Origin of the sequence: Actinocrinis sp., from assembly GCF_035605935.1 — a bacterium.
Taxonomy (GTDB): Bacteria; Actinomycetota; Actinomycetes; order Streptomycetales; family Catenulisporaceae; genus Actinocrinis.
Genome location: NZ_DATNGK010000317.1, coordinates 1 through 15,055 on the forward strand (window position 1 = coordinate 1; position 15,055 = coordinate 15,055).

The 15,055-nt window shown below is 68.3% G+C and carries 18 protein-coding genes, 2 tRNA genes, 1 other RNA gene and 1 pseudogene; 13 read left to right on the forward strand and 9 right to left on the reverse strand.

What is annotated here, in order from left to right; genetic code table 11:
• Window positions 1–722: pseudogene (locus tag VN779_RS25550) on the forward strand (hypothetical protein); the annotation flags it as partial.
• 95 nt (window positions 723–817) lie between these two features.
• On the opposite strand, the gene VN779_RS25555 reads toward VN779_RS25550, so the two are convergent.
• Window positions 818–2,224, reverse strand: a complete 1,407-nt coding sequence (locus tag VN779_RS25555) for a hypothetical protein (protein ID WP_325727786.1) — start codon at window positions 2,222–2,224, stop codon at window positions 818–820.
• Between the two features lie 275 nt (window positions 2,225–2,499).
• Here VN779_RS25555 and VN779_RS25560 point away from each other — a divergent pair, with 275 nt between their 5' ends.
• Together VN779_RS25560 and VN779_RS25565 are read left to right on the forward strand one after the other, a co-directional pair.
• Window positions 2,500–3,252, forward strand: a complete 753-nt coding sequence (locus VN779_RS25560) for a dienelactone hydrolase family protein (RefSeq protein ID WP_325727788.1) — start codon at window positions 2,500–2,502, stop codon at window positions 3,250–3,252.
• Between the two features lie 12 nt (window positions 3,253–3,264).
• Window positions 3,265–3,525 carry a DUF6295 family protein gene (locus VN779_RS25565; RefSeq protein WP_325727790.1) on the forward strand — a complete coding sequence of 87 codons (261 nt, stop codon included), beginning with the start codon at window positions 3,265–3,267 and terminating at the stop codon, window positions 3,523–3,525.
• Between the two features lie 79 nt (window positions 3,526–3,604).
• Here the strand turns inward: VN779_RS25565 and VN779_RS25570 are convergent, their stop codons facing one another.
• The 3 genes from VN779_RS25570 to upp form a co-directional block, all read right to left on the reverse strand.
• Complete coding sequence (locus VN779_RS25570) at window positions 3,605–4,390, reverse strand: PH domain-containing protein (protein WP_325727792.1); 786 nt, start codon at window positions 4,388–4,390, stop codon at window positions 3,605–3,607.
• 3 nt (window positions 4,391–4,393) lie between these two features.
• Entirely contained in the window at window positions 4,394–4,567 is a 174-nt protein-coding gene (locus tag VN779_RS25575) for a hypothetical protein (RefSeq protein ID WP_325727794.1), read from the reverse strand.
• A 480-nt stretch (window positions 4,568–5,047) separates the two neighbouring features.
• Complete coding sequence (gene upp, locus VN779_RS25580) at window positions 5,048–5,686, reverse strand: uracil phosphoribosyltransferase (protein ID WP_325727796.1); 639 nt, start codon at window positions 5,684–5,686, stop codon at window positions 5,048–5,050.
• Between the two features lie 169 nt (window positions 5,687–5,855).
• Here upp and VN779_RS25585 point away from each other — a divergent pair, with 169 nt between their 5' ends.
• From VN779_RS25585 to VN779_RS25605, 5 genes are all read left to right on the forward strand, one after another.
• Complete coding sequence (locus VN779_RS25585; protein WP_325727798.1) at window positions 5,856–6,146, forward strand: hypothetical protein; 291 nt, start codon at window positions 5,856–5,858, stop codon at window positions 6,144–6,146.
• A gap of 175 nt (window positions 6,147–6,321) precedes the next feature.
• Window positions 6,322–6,861 (forward strand): tRNA adenosine deaminase-associated protein, encoded by a 540-nt coding sequence (locus VN779_RS25590; RefSeq protein WP_325727800.1) that lies wholly within the window; start codon window positions 6,322–6,324, stop codon window positions 6,859–6,861.
• 5 nt (window positions 6,862–6,866) lie between these two features.
• Window positions 6,867–7,628 carry a hypothetical protein gene (locus tag VN779_RS25595; protein ID WP_325727802.1) on the forward strand — a complete coding sequence of 254 codons (762 nt, stop codon included), beginning with the start codon at window positions 6,867–6,869 and terminating at the stop codon, window positions 7,626–7,628.
• Window positions 7,629–7,708: 80 nt separating this feature from the next.
• Window positions 7,709–8,149, forward strand: coding sequence for a nucleoside deaminase (locus tag VN779_RS25600; RefSeq protein WP_325727804.1), 441 nt, complete (start codon window positions 7,709–7,711; stop codon window positions 8,147–8,149).
• Window positions 8,150–8,159: 10 nt separating this feature from the next.
• Window positions 8,160–8,247 (forward strand) — tRNA-Ser (locus VN779_RS25605).
• Between the two features lie 43 nt (window positions 8,248–8,290).
• Here the strand turns inward: VN779_RS25605 and VN779_RS25610 are convergent.
• The 5 genes from VN779_RS25610 to VN779_RS25630 form a co-directional block, all read right to left on the reverse strand.
• Window positions 8,291–8,602: a hypothetical protein gene (locus VN779_RS25610; protein WP_325727806.1), complete on the reverse strand. Its 312-nt coding sequence runs from the start codon at window positions 8,600–8,602 to the stop codon at window positions 8,291–8,293.
• A gap of 2 nt (window positions 8,603–8,604) precedes the next feature.
• Entirely contained in the window at window positions 8,605–9,132 is a 528-nt protein-coding gene (locus tag VN779_RS25615; protein ID WP_325727808.1) for a hypothetical protein, read from the reverse strand.
• A 186-nt stretch (window positions 9,133–9,318) separates the two neighbouring features.
• Entirely contained in the window at window positions 9,319–10,122 is an 804-nt protein-coding gene (locus tag VN779_RS25620; RefSeq protein WP_325727810.1) for a LytR C-terminal domain-containing protein, read from the reverse strand.
• 37 nt (window positions 10,123–10,159) lie between these two features.
• Window positions 10,160–10,453 carry a type II toxin-antitoxin system VapB family antitoxin gene (locus VN779_RS25625; protein ID WP_324842474.1) on the reverse strand — a complete coding sequence of 98 codons (294 nt, stop codon included), beginning with the start codon at window positions 10,451–10,453 and terminating at the stop codon, window positions 10,160–10,162.
• A gap of 248 nt (window positions 10,454–10,701) precedes the next feature.
• A tRNA-Ser gene (locus tag VN779_RS25630) sits at window positions 10,702–10,786 on the reverse strand.
• Between the two features lie 95 nt (window positions 10,787–10,881).
• Between VN779_RS25630 and ffs the strand changes: the two genes are divergently transcribed.
• The 5 genes from ffs to VN779_RS25655 all read left to right on the forward strand — a co-directional run bounded on the left by ffs (window position 10,882) and on the right by VN779_RS25655 (window position 15,046).
• Window positions 10,882–10,978: signal recognition particle sRNA small type (gene ffs, locus VN779_RS25635), an RNA gene on the forward strand.
• 106 nt (window positions 10,979–11,084) lie between these two features.
• Window positions 11,085–13,208: a DNA polymerase III subunit gamma and tau gene (locus VN779_RS25640; RefSeq protein WP_325727814.1), complete on the forward strand. Its 2,124-nt coding sequence runs from the start codon at window positions 11,085–11,087 to the stop codon at window positions 13,206–13,208.
• Window positions 13,209–13,415: 207 nt separating this feature from the next.
• Window positions 13,416–13,733, forward strand: a complete 318-nt coding sequence (locus tag VN779_RS25645) for a YbaB/EbfC family nucleoid-associated protein (RefSeq protein ID WP_325727816.1) — start codon at window positions 13,416–13,418, stop codon at window positions 13,731–13,733.
• Window positions 13,734–13,845: 112 nt separating this feature from the next.
• Window positions 13,846–14,457: a recombination mediator RecR gene (gene recR / locus VN779_RS25650; RefSeq protein ID WP_325727840.1), complete on the forward strand. Its 612-nt coding sequence runs from the start codon at window positions 13,846–13,848 to the stop codon at window positions 14,455–14,457.
• Complete coding sequence (locus tag VN779_RS25655) at window positions 14,450–15,046, forward strand: DUF5063 domain-containing protein (RefSeq protein ID WP_325727818.1); 597 nt, start codon at window positions 14,450–14,452, stop codon at window positions 15,044–15,046. Before recR ends, VN779_RS25655 begins: the two co-directional genes overlap by 8 nt.
• Window positions 15,047–15,055 lie beyond the last annotated feature (9 nt).

Consider the following 15,055-nt stretch of genomic DNA (forward strand, 5'->3'; position numbering starts at 1 on the left):
GCCCGGTGCGCGCGATGGACACGCGTAAGGGCGTTGGCGTTCCGGCGGGCAAGGTCGGCGCGAACGGCACCGCCAGTCTCCAGGTCGGCAATACGACCATCGGCAGCGTGACGATCCCGAACGGGATCACCGCGGTGGCGATGAACGTGACGGTCACCAATCCGACCATGAGCGGTTACCTCACCGTGTACCCCAACTCGGCCGCGTCCCGGCCGACCGTGTCCAACCTGAACTTCTCGGCGAACCAGACGATCGCGAACCTGGTGATCGTGCCGGTCGGTGCGGACGGCAAGGTGGACTTCTTCAACGGCACCTCCGGCACGACCGACGTGATCGCGGACGTCGCGGGCTACTTCAGCACCGGAACCTCCGGCGCCAAGTACCACGCGATCGGCCCGGACCGCGTCGTCGACACCCGGTTCGGCCTCGGCAACGGCGGTCCTGGCTCGGTCGGCGCCAACGGCGTGCTGACACTGCCGGTGCCGGCGAGCGCCACCGCGGTGCTCACCAACCTGACCGTGGCCTCGACCACGGCCAGCGGCTACCTGACGGCGTACCCGGACCCGAACCGTCCGACCGTGTCGAACCTGAACTTCTCGGCTGGTCAGGCGGTCCCGAACCTGGCGATCGTGCCGAACAACGGCAAGGTCGACTTCTTCAACGGATCCGGCGGATCGCTCCGCCTGATCGTCGACCTCGGCGGTTACTTCAGCGCCAGCTGACGATTCGGTAAGCAGCAAACAAGCAAGAGGGCCGGGGCCCGGCGGAGAGATCCGCCGGGCCCCGGCCTTTCTTTCTGCTTGCTGCTGTCGTTCCTTCAGGTGCTTTGTCTACTCGCCGGCTCAACCACCGGCTCGGCTTTTCCCGGTTCACCTTCCGGCTGCGCCGAGGACGCCGACGCCGCGTGCCGGCCGCCGGTCGTGCGCAGCACATCCCAGGCCATGACGACCATCGTCACCGCCGGTCCGACCAGCGAGGCGATCGCGGCGGTGGTGAGCGGCCCGAGCGGCACGGCGAACACGATGAACATCGCGACCACGCCCAGCGACCACGCCACCAGCACCGTCTGCTGCCGGTTCAGCGCCGTCAACGCGGATTGCAGGATGTTCGCCACCAAGAGGAACAGCGTTCCGGTGGCCAGTTCCATCAGCAGCGCGGTGGACAGCGGTGTCTTCGCGCCCATGACATTGATCATCACCCACGAGCCGGCCAGCCCGACGCCCGCGACGCCGGCTAACCCGGCGCAGATGCACACCGCGACCAGAATGCCCGTCATCCGCCGCACTTCGGCCATCCGGCCGAGTGCGGCCGCGGCGCTCAGCTTGGGCAGCAGTGGAGCCTGGAGCGGGAAGAGAATCAGCAGCGCCAGCCGGGTCAACCCCACCGCCGCGCCCACCGCCTGCACCAAACCCGCCTCGCTGGGGCTGGACAGCCTGCCGTTGACCACCAGCGGCATCGCGTACATCAGCACCTGCCCGGCGAGTACGCCGCCGGTGAGCCTGGCCAGCCGCACAGCAGCCTGATTCGCGGTCTCCGGCTCGCTGCTCGCCGCGACCTCGGCCTCTGCGCCCGCCGGCGCTTCGAACGGGATCGGCGCACGGGCGACGAAGAGCCCGGACACGGCCGCGACCGCGGAGCCGAGCGCGAAGACGAGGCCCTGCGACCAAGTGGACCCGACGCCGAGAAGCGCCAGCACGAGGCTCGGCAGCAGCCGGGCCAACCCCTCGACCACCATCGTGATCGCGTAAGAGCGGAATTGCTGCCGCCCCGAGAGCACGCCGCGGATGAGGAAAGAGGCCCAAATCCCGGCCAGGCCGATCAGCAGCTCGCCGAACACGAGCCAGTCGCCGTAGAACCAGTGGTGCGTGATGTAGGGGCTCGCCGCGCAGACGGCGGCGACCGTGCCGATGCCGACCCAGGCGGCGTTACGGACCTGGTGCCGGATGACGTCAGCCTCGGAGTGCCCAAGTGCCAGCGCGCGGCTGACTGCCCGCGTCATCTCCTGCTCGAAGGCGGCGAACATGCCGGTGCCGATCGCCGAGAGCAGGAAGAACAGCTGAACTAGCGGCTTGACGTCGATCGGAAGCAGCGAGTGGTTGACGACGGCGATGAACGCGGAACCCGCGGCTGCGGACAGCCCGAGCCCGAGCGCCAGCAGAACGACCGGCCGGTTGAGGAGGGTCAGCAGAGGCGTTCCCCGGCCGGGAGCGGGTGCGGTATCCATGACCCGTGCATGGTAGCGCAGCAGGTAGACCGGGGCTGCGGGCACAAGTGCAGCCCCCGTGTGTATTCGAGGGCTGCATGATCAACGTAGCGCGATTCGCCGCGAAGTCCAGCGTCAGTTGGTATCGCTTCTATTTCGATCAACGCCGCACAAGAGAGGATCGCACCAACGCGCGGTCCACGAACCGCTGTCGCACGAAGCTGCGACCGCCGCGCCGCCGGCCAGACCGGAGGGGCTACATGCGACATTCAGAGAGCAGGTGCAGGATGTGTCGCATGAGCGATGCTTTTCTGTCAACGACCGTACGAATCACAGGGCATGAGGGCGCCGAGATCGAGGCTTATGCGGCCATCGCCCAGGATGAGGCGCCACGCGGCGGCGTCGTGGTCATCCATCACCTGCCCGGATACGACGATGGGACGAAGGAGATCGTCCGCCGATTCGGGCACCTCGGCTTCAACGCGGTGATGCCCAACCTGTACTGGCATGACGCTCCCGGCGCCGCCCCCGATGACGCTGCCGCGGCCGGACGGGCCAAGGGCGGGGTTCCGGACGAGCGGCTGGTCGGCGACGTGGCAGGCGCGGCGCAGTACCTTCGCTCCCTGCCGAACGCCAACGGCAAGGTCGGCGTGATCGGTTACTGCTCCGGCGGCCGCCAGTCCGTGCTCGCCGCGTGCAGCCTGCCGCTGGACGCCGCGGTGGACTGCTATGGCGCGTTCGTGACCGGTGACCCGTCCGGCTTGGAAGGCCACCCGCTGCGCCACATCAGTCCGCTCTACGACAAGCTGCCCAACCTGAACTGCCCACTGCTCGGCCTGTTCGGCGCGGAGGACAAACACCCCTCGCCGGAGGAAGTCGCAGAGCTCGAACAGCTGCTGACCAAGTTCGGCAAGTCGTTCGATTTCCACAGCTATCCCGGCGCCGGTCACGCCTTCTTCGCCGTCGAGCGGCCCGCGTTCCGCCCGGAGGCCGCCAAGGACGGCTGGGAACGCGTCGCGTCCTTCTTCGGCAAGCACCTGAGCGCGTAGGGAGCGGCGTCTATGTGCACTTACATCACCGCCAAGGTCGACACCGAGGGCAGCGGAAAGGGCGCCGAGGGCTGGTTTCCGCTGACTGAGACGACCGTGTACTTCGACCACCCGGTGCACGCGTCAGCGGATCACACGCTGAACATCGACTTCCGCAATCCTGATCGTGGAGCCGGCGCCCGTGTGGCTGTCGAGTTGACCGCGGAGACTGCACGCGCGCTCGCGACGGCGATCCTGGAGACGCTCGACGCCGTACCCGAGGGCGTCGCGTAAGCCGGGCAAGTCATCGCGCCGCAGTAGTAAGCCGCAGTAGTAGATAGCCGCGCCGCGTCAACCGGCCGGATGGATCGGGTCAGCCGTCCATCTGGCCGGTGAGCGAGACGTTGCCGCTGTTCGGATTCACCTGGCCGCCGATCACGATGTTCTTCGGGTCCGGCTTCGGGCTGGCGAACAGCAGGTGCGAGATCTGCAGGTTGGTGAACTCCGGATCCGGCACATAGTCCATGATCTTCAGTGCCTGGTCCTGGCCGGCCGATTCGATGTCGAACAGGCCGTAACCGAACAGCCGGCCGAAGCCGGAACGCCGGTAGGCCATGTCGGTCAGTCGCGAGACCGGCATCGAACGCACGGTGGTGGTGATGATTCCCTCGATCACCACGATCCGCTTGCTGGTCAGCACGAAGTAGCGATCCGCCCACTCGCCGATCTGCAGAGCCGACCAGCCGAGCACCACGAGCAGCACCACCAGCAGCATGCCGCCGACGCCGAACTGCTTGCTGCGCACCAGCCACGTGATCGCGAAAAGGATCGCGGCGACCACCACCGCGGCCAGCAGTTGAGTGCGCGCGTTGGCCTTGCGCAACGCCATCGCCTTGCGAAGGTCCCACATCGAGGCCACCGCCCACAGCACCCAGAGAGCCCACAGCAACCACGCGACGTTCAGTGCGCTACCGGTCTTCACCGGTTGCGACACGTTGACCGCGATCGTGACCAGAACGCCGACCACGGCCAACGCCGCCGGGCCGATCAGCTGTGCCCAGTGGAAGCGGGTGTGGATGACGACCTTTTCGTCAGGATCCAGGAACTTGCGTATATGCCCTGGCGCCTGAGCCGACGGGGTCGACGGGAACATTGCCATCGGCTAGCCGTGGACGTTGCTGTGGAAGCTGACGATGTTACCGATGGAGTGGAAGAAGTTGGAGACGAATACGAACACGTCCTTGACGAAGCTTGACGTGGTGTCCGGGTCGTGCACGATCCAGAACAGCACAAAGATGACGATGCCCCATTGAATGGCCGGCTTTGCCTTCGGCATAACGATCGCGACCCTTCCCCTCCGAACGCGACACCGACGCACCGACCTGACCGGCCCGTTCGGGTCAGACCGCTGACGCCGGACCACGCGTGGCACGTAAGTCCTGACCGATACCAGCGTAGCCTGATCTGCTGCGCTGCGGCTGACGAGTTAGAGGTACCCGGTCAGCCGGGGGCTGGAAACCGAGCAGGCGCAAGGTGATCCGGGTTGTTGTCCGAAAGGTATCGTCTTACCCGTATTCGTCCGGTTGCTCGTACGCCCGGCGCACGCTGGTTCCGTCGCCCTCCGAGGTGGTGTGCGCACTCTGCGCTACTACGCGCTGCGGACTCCGGCCGTGCGACCGTCGCCGTCTCGTCAGGTGCAGAGTTGCGCGTATACGCACTCGAACTCACCCCGCGCGCCCGCCAGCGCCTAGAGCGCGTCGACGCAGTTCGATTCCTTGGCTGCTCTAAGCAGTTCTAGCAGCACCCCTATACGCGGTTATACGACCCCATAGAGCCGGTCTCCCGCATCCCCAAGCCCCGGCACGATATATCCGTGCTCGTTCAGTTGGTCGTCAACCGCGGCGGTCACCACCGTGACCGGGATCGGGTGGCCTTTGAGCTCCTCCTCCAGCTTCGCGATCCCCTCCGGCGCGGCCAGCAGGCAGATCGCGGTCACGTCGCTGGCCCCGCGTTCGGCCAGCAGCCGGATCGCCGCGATCAGCGTGCCGCCGGTGGCCAGCATCGGATCGAGCACGTAGCACTGGCGGTCGGAGATGTCGTCCGGTAGCCGGGTCGCGTAGGTGGAGGCGGTCAGCGTGCCCTCGTCACGCACCATGCCGAGGAAGCCGACCTCCGCAGTTGGTAGCAGCCGCACCATGCCGTCCAGCATGCCCAGCCCGGCGCGCAGGATCGGCACGACCAGCGGCTTGGGCGCGGCCAGTCGCACGCCGCGGGCCGGAGCGACCGGGGTCTGCACCTCAATCGGCGCGACGCGGACGTCCCGGGTGGCCTCGTAGGCGAGCAGCGTTACCAGTTCGTCGGCCAGTCTGCGAAAGGTCGGCGAGTCGGTGTTCCGGTCGCGCAGCGCGGTGAGCTTGTGGGCGATCAGCGGATGCTCCGCGACGTGGATGCGCATGCTCAGAGTCTATGCGGGCAAGCGGTCTCTAACTGAGGCGCCGTTCAAGCGTGGGTTCGGGCGCGGGTGTGGTTTCAGCCCGGCTTCGATCTGTGCCCGTCACGTCTACCGGCCGCGACGGCCGGGTACCGGAAAGGAAACGGCCGAACATGGACGAAGGGGCCCGGCCATGACTGATCGCCGGCGCGCGCGCGACGACGAGAAGCCCCGTCGCGCCCCGAAGTCCGACGCACCGCGTTCCGCCGACAAGGCCGGCGCCGCCGAGTCGTCTCCCGCCTCCTCCTCTTCTTCTCCTTCCTCTGCCACCTCCGCCGAGGATCGGGAACGGGACCGCAGGGTTCGCCGCGCCCGATTCCTCGCCGACCTCGCCGAAGCGCGTGAGTTGCGCAAGCGAGTGGCCCCTCGCCGGGCCCGCGCCGCGGAGTTGGAGGCCCGAGTGCTCCGTACCTTCCGGTACTGACCCGCCCGGCTGATCCCGGCCGCTGAGCCGCCCTCGAACGCGGCGCGCCGATACACCCGCGCCAACCGGTGCCGTGGAGCATCGCTTTCTGTCACGATGCGAGTGCAGACATTGCTTCGCGAAGCATGCATGCACGGCCCCGGTTCGTGGTACGCAACCGCTGGAGAGGACGGAAATGGCGCGGCAGGGTGACTACCTGGAGTTCGACGACGAGCTCGTCGACTTCGCCGTGGCCGTTTTCCAGGAGGACGGACGCTGGGACGCGGTCGGGCTGCCGCCGCATGTGGCCGAATCCCTCGACGACTTCCTCTTCGCCCTGCACCAGCAGGTCTCCGAAGGCCCGACGATCGGCCTGGTCGGGCTCGGCGACGAATACTTCGTGGCGGCCAGGCTGGTGGGCCGGGAAGTGCGGCTGTTCCTGTCCAACGCGGCGGCGGCCGCGGACGACCGGATCGCCGGGGACCTGCTCGAGCGGGTCGATCCGGCGGCCGACCCGCTCAAGACGGACGAGGTGCCGTTCGGCGACCAGGACATCTTCGCCGACCTCGGGCTGGGACCGCTGGACCTGGCGTTCGTCTGCGACCAGCTCCAGCTCGACCGGGATCTGCGGCTGCGCGAGGCGGTCGGCGGGCTCGCGGCCAGGCTCGGCTTCGGCGAGCAGTTCGCCAAGGCGGCGCGGCGCGATGACCAGGCCGACGAATGGCGTGATGGTTGAGTTGAATGTGCAAAGTGTGGAACCGGCCGCGCGGGACGGTGACCGCGCGGCCCGAAATCCGAGGGGAGAGTGTGCTCGCCGTGGCGTACTTCGCCGCACTGCTGGCGCGGTCAGCGGACCGCTGGACGGCCCGCGACGCCGATCTGGACCAGATCGAGGACGTCGCCGGCCTGGTGGAGTTCATGCGGGATGTTCCCGAGGACGACGAGGACGAGGAAGAGCCGGACACCTCAGTGCTGCTGCTTGAGCAGGAGGATGTGTGGTTCGCGGTGATCCGCCTCGACGCCGACGAGGACCCGCGGTTGTTCGTCTCGGACATGGCCGCGGTCTCCCGGTCGGCATATGCGGACCTGCTGTTGTCGACCGACCTGCTGCCCATCGGACCGGACGGCCGGCCCGCGCAGCAGCTGGCGGCGGTAGCCGAACCGGCCTCGGACGACCTAGACGCGCTGAATGACGAAGCGGCCGCCGTCGCCGCGGACGATGACGGCGACGTCGAAGCCGACGGAGGTGACGGAGCCGACGCCATCGAGGACGAACTGCTGAACGGCAGCGGACCTGATTCGGCGACCGGGCTCGGCGAAGAGCCCGCGGAGCACCGTCCGCTGCACTCGGGACCGGCCGGCGACGCGAACCTGCTGGCGGACTTCGGCGTGCGCGCGACGAAGCTCATCGGCCTCTGCGGAGAGGGCAAGGTCCCGGCGGACGCGCTCGCGGAGGTCGCGGAGGCGCTGGGCGCGGCAGACGAACTCGAGGAAGTCCGCTGACCCCGGGCGCTTCATCCGGCTCGACCGCAGACCGCCCCCCGCCGCTGCCGCCGTGGCTCCTTTCCCGTTACTCCGCGTGGATGCGAGAGGCGCTTGCCGAGGCGGAACAGGCACCTAGCACCGGCGACGTGCCTATCGGAGCCATCATCGTCGACGACGCCGGCCAGATCCTCGCCCGCGGCCGCAACGTCCGCGAGGCGCACGCCGATCCGGCTGGCCACGCCGAGATCGTGGCGCTGCAAGGAGCGGCGCGGGCGCGCGGAAGGTGGCGGCTCGACGGTTGCACGCTCGTCGTCACCCTCGAACCCTGCGCCATGTGCGCCGGGGCCGCGGTCCTTGCCCGCGTGGACCGGATCGTCTTCGGCGCTTTCGATCCCAAGGCCGGCGCGGTCGGCTCACTTTGGGACATCCCGCGCGACCAGCGACTCAACCACCGGCCCGAAGTCGTCCCCGGCGTGCTGTCCGCAGAAGCCGCAGCGCTGCTTGAGTATTTTTTCGCGTCTGCCCGACCGGTCCGGTAAGGTTCTCCGCGGTGACGTGTCCGAGCGGCCTAAGGAGAACGCCTCGAAAGCGTTTGTGGTGCAAGCCACCGAGGGTTCAAATCCCTCCGTCACCGCCAGCTGAGGGCGGGAACCGGTAGCTCCGGTTCCCGCCCTTCCGCGTCAGGACGGGTCGCTGTCGCCGCCCTTGCCTTCGCCCTCGTCGGCAACCGTTCCCAGGATGCGAAGCGGTACCTGCGGGTTCTGCTCGAGGAAGCGGCCCACGCAGTCGTCCACCGTTTCCGGCTGTCCGGAAATGCGCACGCGGACCGCGTCCTCGTGCACAATCTGTTCGCTGGAAACCGAAAGACCCTCGTGCGTGAAGAAGCTCACCAGATCCGAGTGACCGGTCACGCTGACTTCCGCGATCAGATTCTTTCCGTGGACGACATAACCGCCGTCGTCATCGTCATCGTGGAATGCTTTGGGAGTCATGTTCACCTGCCTGTGGAAAGGCTGGCGGCGAGGATGATCGCGACCTCGACGCCGAGGAGGAAAACCGCGAGCTGAAACAGCTTCACCCTGCTGTTGATCTTCCGGGTGTTCGTGCCGGCGCACTCGACCAGCTGTTCGACCATCTTGCGGTCGATCGGTCCTTCCGCGGGATTCTCGCTGGCCCGCAGAAAAGCCTTCGCGTTCGGGCCGAAGGCGAAGTCGATCGGCCACATGACCACCACGTTGAGCGCCACGATGACGCCGAGGATCACCAGCAGCGCGATCGCGGCCCAGTTCGGGAAGGTGGTGCCCTTCGCCGGATCGATCTGGATGAAACCGATGCCCGCCGCGAACGAGGTGATCAGCGCGGCGATGGTGAGCACGGTGTTCGAGCGATTCCGGAGATTTCCCAGCGTCGTGTCTTCCCGGGTCAGTTCATTAACGGCGGCGTCGTAGGCGAGCTTCATCCGCGCCTCGACGAGCGACTCAGTCGTTTTCGCGGCCGCGTCGACCTCTCCGGCTTCCGCCATGCCCCTCGCCCTCCTCGGCCCGCCCCGCGCAGCCGGCTCGCTTTCGCTCAGATTCAGCTTGAGCCGGATTTCCCGACGGCGCAACCTATGCGAAAGCCCTTTCAATGGCCGCGCCTCCCAATCACCGCTGCTTCGTTATTCGCCAGGGCTCACCCTCTTGGCAACCGCGTTCGCCTGAATTCGCGGTTAGCTCGCGCAGGCGCCGCTCGCCTTCACTGGAGCCGCGGTCGCCGCTTTGAGCGCGGCTGACACCTGGTCAGGGCTGGCAAGCGCGGTGAATCCGGCGCCCAGGACGAGATCCACGGTCCCGTCGGTCCGCGCGTCCGGTTTGAGCTGAGACCCGGTCACCTCGGCCGCGACGACGTGCATCGCGGGCGCGTCCGCCGTTGCGCCGCGAATCTGTGCGGACACCGTCAGGTTGGCCTTAAGCGGGTCGTTGGTGACCTTCAGGACCGTGAACCCACGCTGCTTCAACAAAGCTGCGGTGGCTGCGGCCAAGCCGTGGCGATCGGTCGAGTTGTAGACGTTCACCTTGATCTGCGCCGTCGCGGGGAGGCGTGGATCGACCTTGTGCGCTGCCGCTGCCGCTGCGTTGGCCTTACCCGTGCAGGCACTCGCCGCTGGTGCTTGTGCGGGGGAGCTGAACAGGGACACGACGCCGAAGCCGCCAGCAGCAAGCAGTACCGCGGCGACGATGACTGTGACGATCAGGCGCCGCCTGCGCTTCGTACGGCTACGGAAGGGCACGTAGTCGTCCCCCGTGCCGACCCGGAACTTCTTGCCACCGATCTCGTTGCCCGTCCGCTTCGCGGTACCGCGACTGAGCGTGACCGCGCCCGCTGCCGCGGCAGCGGCCATAGGAGTGGCTGCAGGGGGAGCGGAGGCGACGGTGGCGGTATCCGGCGCAGGGGTGACGCTCGGCTCCTGGTGCCGCGGGGCGCCTGCGGGCTCTTCCTCGGACGAGCTGGCTTGAGAGGGCGTCAGATCCATGCCCTGACGGTACCCGGGCTGCTACCGACGGTAATCTTCAATCAAGGTCGAGTACGCGCGCATGGAGTACAGTGCGCTGCTGCAACGCGGCCCGCACCGCGCGGTGCAGCCCGTCTTCGAGGAACAGCTCGCCGCGCCACTTCACCACATGCGCGAACAGGTCCCCGTAGAAGGTCGAGTCCTCGGACAGCAGGGCGTCAAGATCCAGCTGGCGCCGGGTCGTGACCAGCTGGTCCAGCCGAACCTGCCGTGGCGCGACCTCCGCCCAACCGCGCGACGAACGTCCGTGGTCGGGATACGGGCGTCCGTCCCCAATCCGCTTGAAGATCACCCAAACAGCCTACCGTTTTGTGGCCTTCCACTCCCTGCCGGCGGCGCTCTCAGTTCCGCAACGAGTCACCTGGCGCCGTGCGGCCACTGCGCCGTCCGAGGGCCCCGAACTGCGATCTGACGGTATGACAACCTTTGGCCTGGCGCCGCCGCGGCGTACCCCCGAACCACACGAAAGAGATCGCCGCTACGCCACCCTCGAAGGCAACAGCCCCCGATCCGCAGTCGGATCAGGGGCTGTTCTGTGAGCGGAGGATACGAGATTTGAACTCGTGAGGGGTTGCCCCCAACACGCTTTCCAAGCGTGCGCCCTAGGCCACTAGGCGAATCCTCCGCGGGCAAGCTTACCGGACGCACACGGGTGCTTCGCTACACCATTGCGTGCGGTGACCCGGCTCGGCGGCCGCTCGCGATGGGCTATCCTTTTTGACGGACCCCTCGTGTGGCGTCACCCCGCTGAACCCCCCCAGGGCCGGAAGGCAGCAAGGGTAGGCAGGCTCTGGCGGGTGCGCGAGGGGTCTTTCGCATGCCCGGCTCGCGCGGGCACTCGGTCGAGTCGCTTGTGCTCGAGTTATCCACAGGTCGGCGCGAGGCGGCCGATCGTGTGGGTGGGAGCGGCTACGCTCAGAGGCGTGTCACTCGCGCTATACCGTCGGTACCGCCCCGAGACCTACGAAGAGGTCATCGGGCAAGACCACGTGACTCAGCCGCTTCAGCGAGCGCTGAGAAATCAGCGGGTGAACCACGCCTACCTCTTCAGCGGGCCGCGCGGCTGCGGGAAGACCACCAGCGCCCGGATCCTGGCCCGCTGTCTGAACTGTGAGCAGGGGCCGACACCGACACCATGCGGCGCATGCAAATCGTGTAGGGACCTGGCGCGCGGAGGGCCCGGCTCGATCGACGTCATCGAGATCGACGCCGCTTCGCACGGCGGCGTGGACGATGCGCGCGACCTGCGTGAGCGGGCGTTCTTCGCGCCGGTCTCGTCCCGCTACAAGATCTACATCCTGGACGAGGCCCACATGGTCTCCCAGGCCGGGTTCAACGCGCTGCTTAAGGTGGTCGAGGAGCCGCCACCGCACCTTAAGTTCATCTTCGCCACCACCGAGCCGGAGAAGGTCATCGGGACCATCCGCTCGCGTACGCACCACTATCCCTTCCGCCTGGTGCCGCCGGGCGTCCTGCGCGACTACCTGGCGCTGGTATGCGAGCGCGAGTCGGTACAAGTGAATCCGGACGTGCTGCCGCTGGTGGTGCGCGCGGGCGCCGGTTCCGTGCGTGACTCGATGTCGGTGCTTGACCAGTTGCTCGCGGGTGCCGGAGAGGACGGCGTCACCTACCAGATGGCCGTCGGACTGCTCGGCTACACCGACGCGACGCTTCTGGACGAGGCGGTCTCGGCGTTCGCCGCGCGTGACGGCGCGGCCGCGTTCCAGGCTGTGGACCATGTGATCGAGGGCGGGCACGATCCGCGGCGCTTCCTGGCCGACCTGCTGGAGCGGCTGCGAGATCTGGTAATCCTCGCCGCCGTGCCGGATGCCGCGGACAAGGGCCTGATCACGGCACCGGGCGACCAGTTGGCCCGGATGCGCGAGCAGGCCGCCGCCTTCGGCCCTTCCGAGCTCTCGCGGGCGGCTGATCTGGTCAACGCCGGGTTGCTCGAGATGCGCGGGGCCACGGCGCCGCGGCTGCTGCTGGAACTTATCTGTGCGCGAGTTCTGCTACCGAGTGCGGACGATCCGGTTCGTGGCGTCGCGGCCCGGTTGGACCGGCTTGAGCGCGGGGGCGCGTTCAGTGCGGTCAGCGAGGTCTCAGCGGCTGGCACGCGGCCGAGCGGCATAAACGCTGAGCGGCAGCGGGGCGGGACTGCGGAGCCGGCGGGACCGTCGATGGCCGCGGCGACTGCGCCGCATGGCGTGCCGGCTGCGGTGGCTGCCGGAGCGGTGGATCTCGGGAATGCGGGGGCTGACGGACAGGTCTCAGCGGTCCAAGGGCAGCAGGCTGCGGAGGCGGCGGAGGGTGCCTTCACGCCGCCATGGCGGAAGAACGGCGCCAGCGGCGCGGGTGAGGCCGCACCGCAGGGAGCCGCGACCCAGAGTCCGGCATCTCAGGTTTCCGCGTCGCCGGGAGCGATGACGCAGAGTCAGACGCCGCAGTCAGGGGCGCCCGGCGGCGGGATGACCGAGTCGGCGTCGGTCCGGCAGCTTTGGCCGCAGGTACTGGAAGCAGTGGCCCGGCGCAGCAAAGTCGCCTGGGTGATGCTGCAAACCGTGCACGTGGTCGGCGTCGAGGGCAGGCTGCTGCAACTCGGCTTCAGCAATCCCGGACTGCGCGACAACTTCCACGGCTCGAACCGCGAGGAGACCCTGCGCGACGCGCTGCGCGAGCTGACCGGAATCGATTGGAAAATCGACGCGCTGGTCGACCCTTCGGCCGGCACGGGTCCGCCTGCTTCCTTGCCAAGCGCCTCGATCCCGCCACCTATGGCAGCACCGGCTTCGGCTGCCGCGGCCGCCGCGCCGTCACCCGCCGTGCCACCGAGCCATGCGGCCGGGGCCAACGCCAATCAAGCCAGGCAAGGCTCGTCCGCACCGGCCGCCGCGCCCCCTCCGTTCGCGCAGCCCGCCACCGCCCCGGAGGAGGACGAAGCGGACCCCGACGACGAGGACGTGGACGACGCCGGCCCGACCGCCCGGGATCTGTTGGTTCGCGAACTCGGCGCGACGGTGCTGGAAGAGAAATCCGACGCGGATTGAGTTCGCTGGCCGGCAGACACGGGCCGTGGTGCGGCAATCGCCGCGCGTTGACCGGTATCGCGTCAACTGTTCGTGAATCGGACGGTGCGCGCTCCCCGTCCAGTGCCCGAACCGCATAGGCTCGTTCCGTTACCGAAGACAGGCCGTCGTCTCGCTCGACAGCTTCAAGCCGACAAGGAGCCCAAGGTGTTTCCGGACGGATTCGACATGGGATCGCTCCTCCAGCAGGCGCAACAGATGCAGCAGCAGATGGAGGAGGCGCAGCGCGCGCTCGGCGAGCGTAAGGTCACCGGCTCGGCCGGCGGCGGCCTGGTCACCGCCACCGTCACCGGACTCGGCGAACTGGTCGACCTGAAGATCTCCCCGGAGGCGGCCGACCCGCAGGACACCGAGACGCTAGCCGACCTGGTCATCGCCGCGGTGCAGGCAGCCAACGAGGAGGCCGAGAAGCTGCAGAAGGACAAGCTCGGACCGCTCGGCGCGCTGGGCGGAATGGGCGGCGGCATGCCGGGCCTGGGGATTTGAGCGGCGGAGGAATGAGCAACACGAGGACGACGGACAGCGGGTCGACCGCGCGAACCGTCACACGGTTTTCGGCGGCGCGCCCCACCGGATCATGCGTAGGGCGGTGCTCGACGTGTATGAAGGCGTCGTCCAGGATCTGATCGACGAACTCGGCCGGCTGCCCAACATCGGGCCGAAGAGCGCCCAGCGCATCGCGTTCCACGTGCTTCAGGCCGATCCGGTGGACGTCAAGCGATTGGCCGAGGTACTGATCCGGGTCAAGGAGACCGTGCGCTTCTGCGAGGTCTGCGGCAATGTCGCCTCCGCCGAACGCTGCCGGATCTGCCTCGACCCGCGCCGCGACCAGAGCATCCTGTGCGTTGTCGAGGAGCCCAAGGACGTGGTCGCGATCGAGCGCACCCGCGAGTTCCGCGGCCGCTACCACGTGCTCGGCGGGGCCATCTCGCCGATCGACGGCGTCGGTCCGGACGACCTGCGCATCAGGGAACTGATGGCACGCCTCGCCGACGGCGGCGTGACCGAGCTGATCCTGGCCACCGACCCCAACCTGGAGGGCGAGGCCACCGCCACCTATCTCGCCCGCCTGGTCAAGCCGCTCACCGCTGACGGCGCGCTGCGCATCACCCGGCTCGCCTCGGGCCTGCCGGTCGGCGGCGACCTGGAATACGCCGACGAGGTCACCCTCGGCCGGGCCTTCGAAGGGAGAAGATCACTCGATGTCTGACACCACGCGCTCCGCCGCTGCGGGCACTGCCGAAGATGAGCTGGAGCTGGCCGATCAGCACCCGGCCGTGCTGGACAGCGCCGCCGAGCTGGGCGAGTTCGCCGACCAGATCTCCGATCAGATCGAGTCCTTCCTCGTGGTCGTGCGCGCAGTGGCCCGCGGCGACGCGACCGACTCCGCGGTCCCGATGCTGCTGCTCGAGGTCTCCCAGCTGCTGCTGGCCGGCGGCCGGCTCGGCGCGGTGCACGACGTGGTGCCCGAGGAGCGCTTCGAGGAGGACCCGGGACCGGACCCGGACCTCGACGAGCTGCGCGAGAAGCTGGCCGCGCTGCTCGAACCCTGCGACAGCTACCGCGAGGTCTTCGACCCGCTGGCCGCGCAGCCCGAGCTGGAGCGGCGCCGGATCTCCGACGACATCGCCACCGCGGTCTCCGACCTCGCCCACGGCCTCGCGCACTACCGCGCCGGGCGCACCCTGGAAGCGTTGTGGTGGTGGCAGTTCTCGTACCTGACCGACTGGGGACCCGCCGCCTCGGCCGCCGTGCGCGCGCTGCAGTCGATCGTGGCCCGCTCGCGTCTTCAGGAGTAAGGCGCGAGG

Coding starts and splice junctions, on each gene's coding strand:
- VN779_RS25600 (WP_325727804.1), top strand. CDS start 7,709: ATGCGAGAGGCGCTTGCCGAGGCGGAACAGGCACCTAGCACCGGCGAC.
- VN779_RS25655 (WP_325727818.1), top strand. CDS start 14,450: ATGTCTGACACCACGCGCTCCGCCGCTGCGGGCACTGCCGAAGATGAG.
- VN779_RS25555 (WP_325727786.1), bottom strand. CDS start 2,224: ATGGATACCGCACCCGCTCCCGGCCGGGGAACGCCTCTGCTGACCCTC.
- VN779_RS25585 (WP_325727798.1), top strand. CDS start 5,856: ATGACTGATCGCCGGCGCGCGCGCGACGACGAGAAGCCCCGTCGCGCC.
- VN779_RS25645 (WP_325727816.1), top strand. CDS start 13,416: ATGGGATCGCTCCTCCAGCAGGCGCAACAGATGCAGCAGCAGATGGAG.
- VN779_RS25560 (WP_325727788.1), top strand. CDS start 2,500: ATGAGCGATGCTTTTCTGTCAACGACCGTACGAATCACAGGGCATGAG.
- VN779_RS25615 (WP_325727808.1), bottom strand. CDS start 9,132: ATGGCGGAAGCCGGAGAGGTCGACGCGGCCGCGAAAACGACTGAGTCG.
- VN779_RS25610 (WP_325727806.1), bottom strand. CDS start 8,602: ATGACTCCCAAAGCATTCCACGATGACGATGACGACGGCGGTTATGTC.
- VN779_RS25565 (WP_325727790.1), top strand. CDS start 3,265: ATGTGCACTTACATCACCGCCAAGGTCGACACCGAGGGCAGCGGAAAG.
- VN779_RS25620 (WP_325727810.1), bottom strand. CDS start 10,122: ATGGATCTGACGCCCTCTCAAGCCAGCTCGTCCGAGGAAGAGCCCGCA.
- VN779_RS25575 (WP_325727794.1), bottom strand. CDS start 4,567: ATGCCGAAGGCAAAGCCGGCCATTCAATGGGGCATCGTCATCTTTGTG.
- upp (WP_325727796.1), bottom strand. CDS start 5,686: ATGCGCATCCACGTCGCGGAGCATCCGCTGATCGCCCACAAGCTCACC.
- VN779_RS25595 (WP_325727802.1), top strand. CDS start 6,867: ATGTGCAAAGTGTGGAACCGGCCGCGCGGGACGGTGACCGCGCGGCCC.
- VN779_RS25570 (WP_325727792.1), bottom strand. CDS start 4,390: ATGGCAATGTTCCCGTCGACCCCGTCGGCTCAGGCGCCAGGGCATATA.
- VN779_RS25590 (WP_325727800.1), top strand. CDS start 6,322: ATGGCGCGGCAGGGTGACTACCTGGAGTTCGACGACGAGCTCGTCGAC.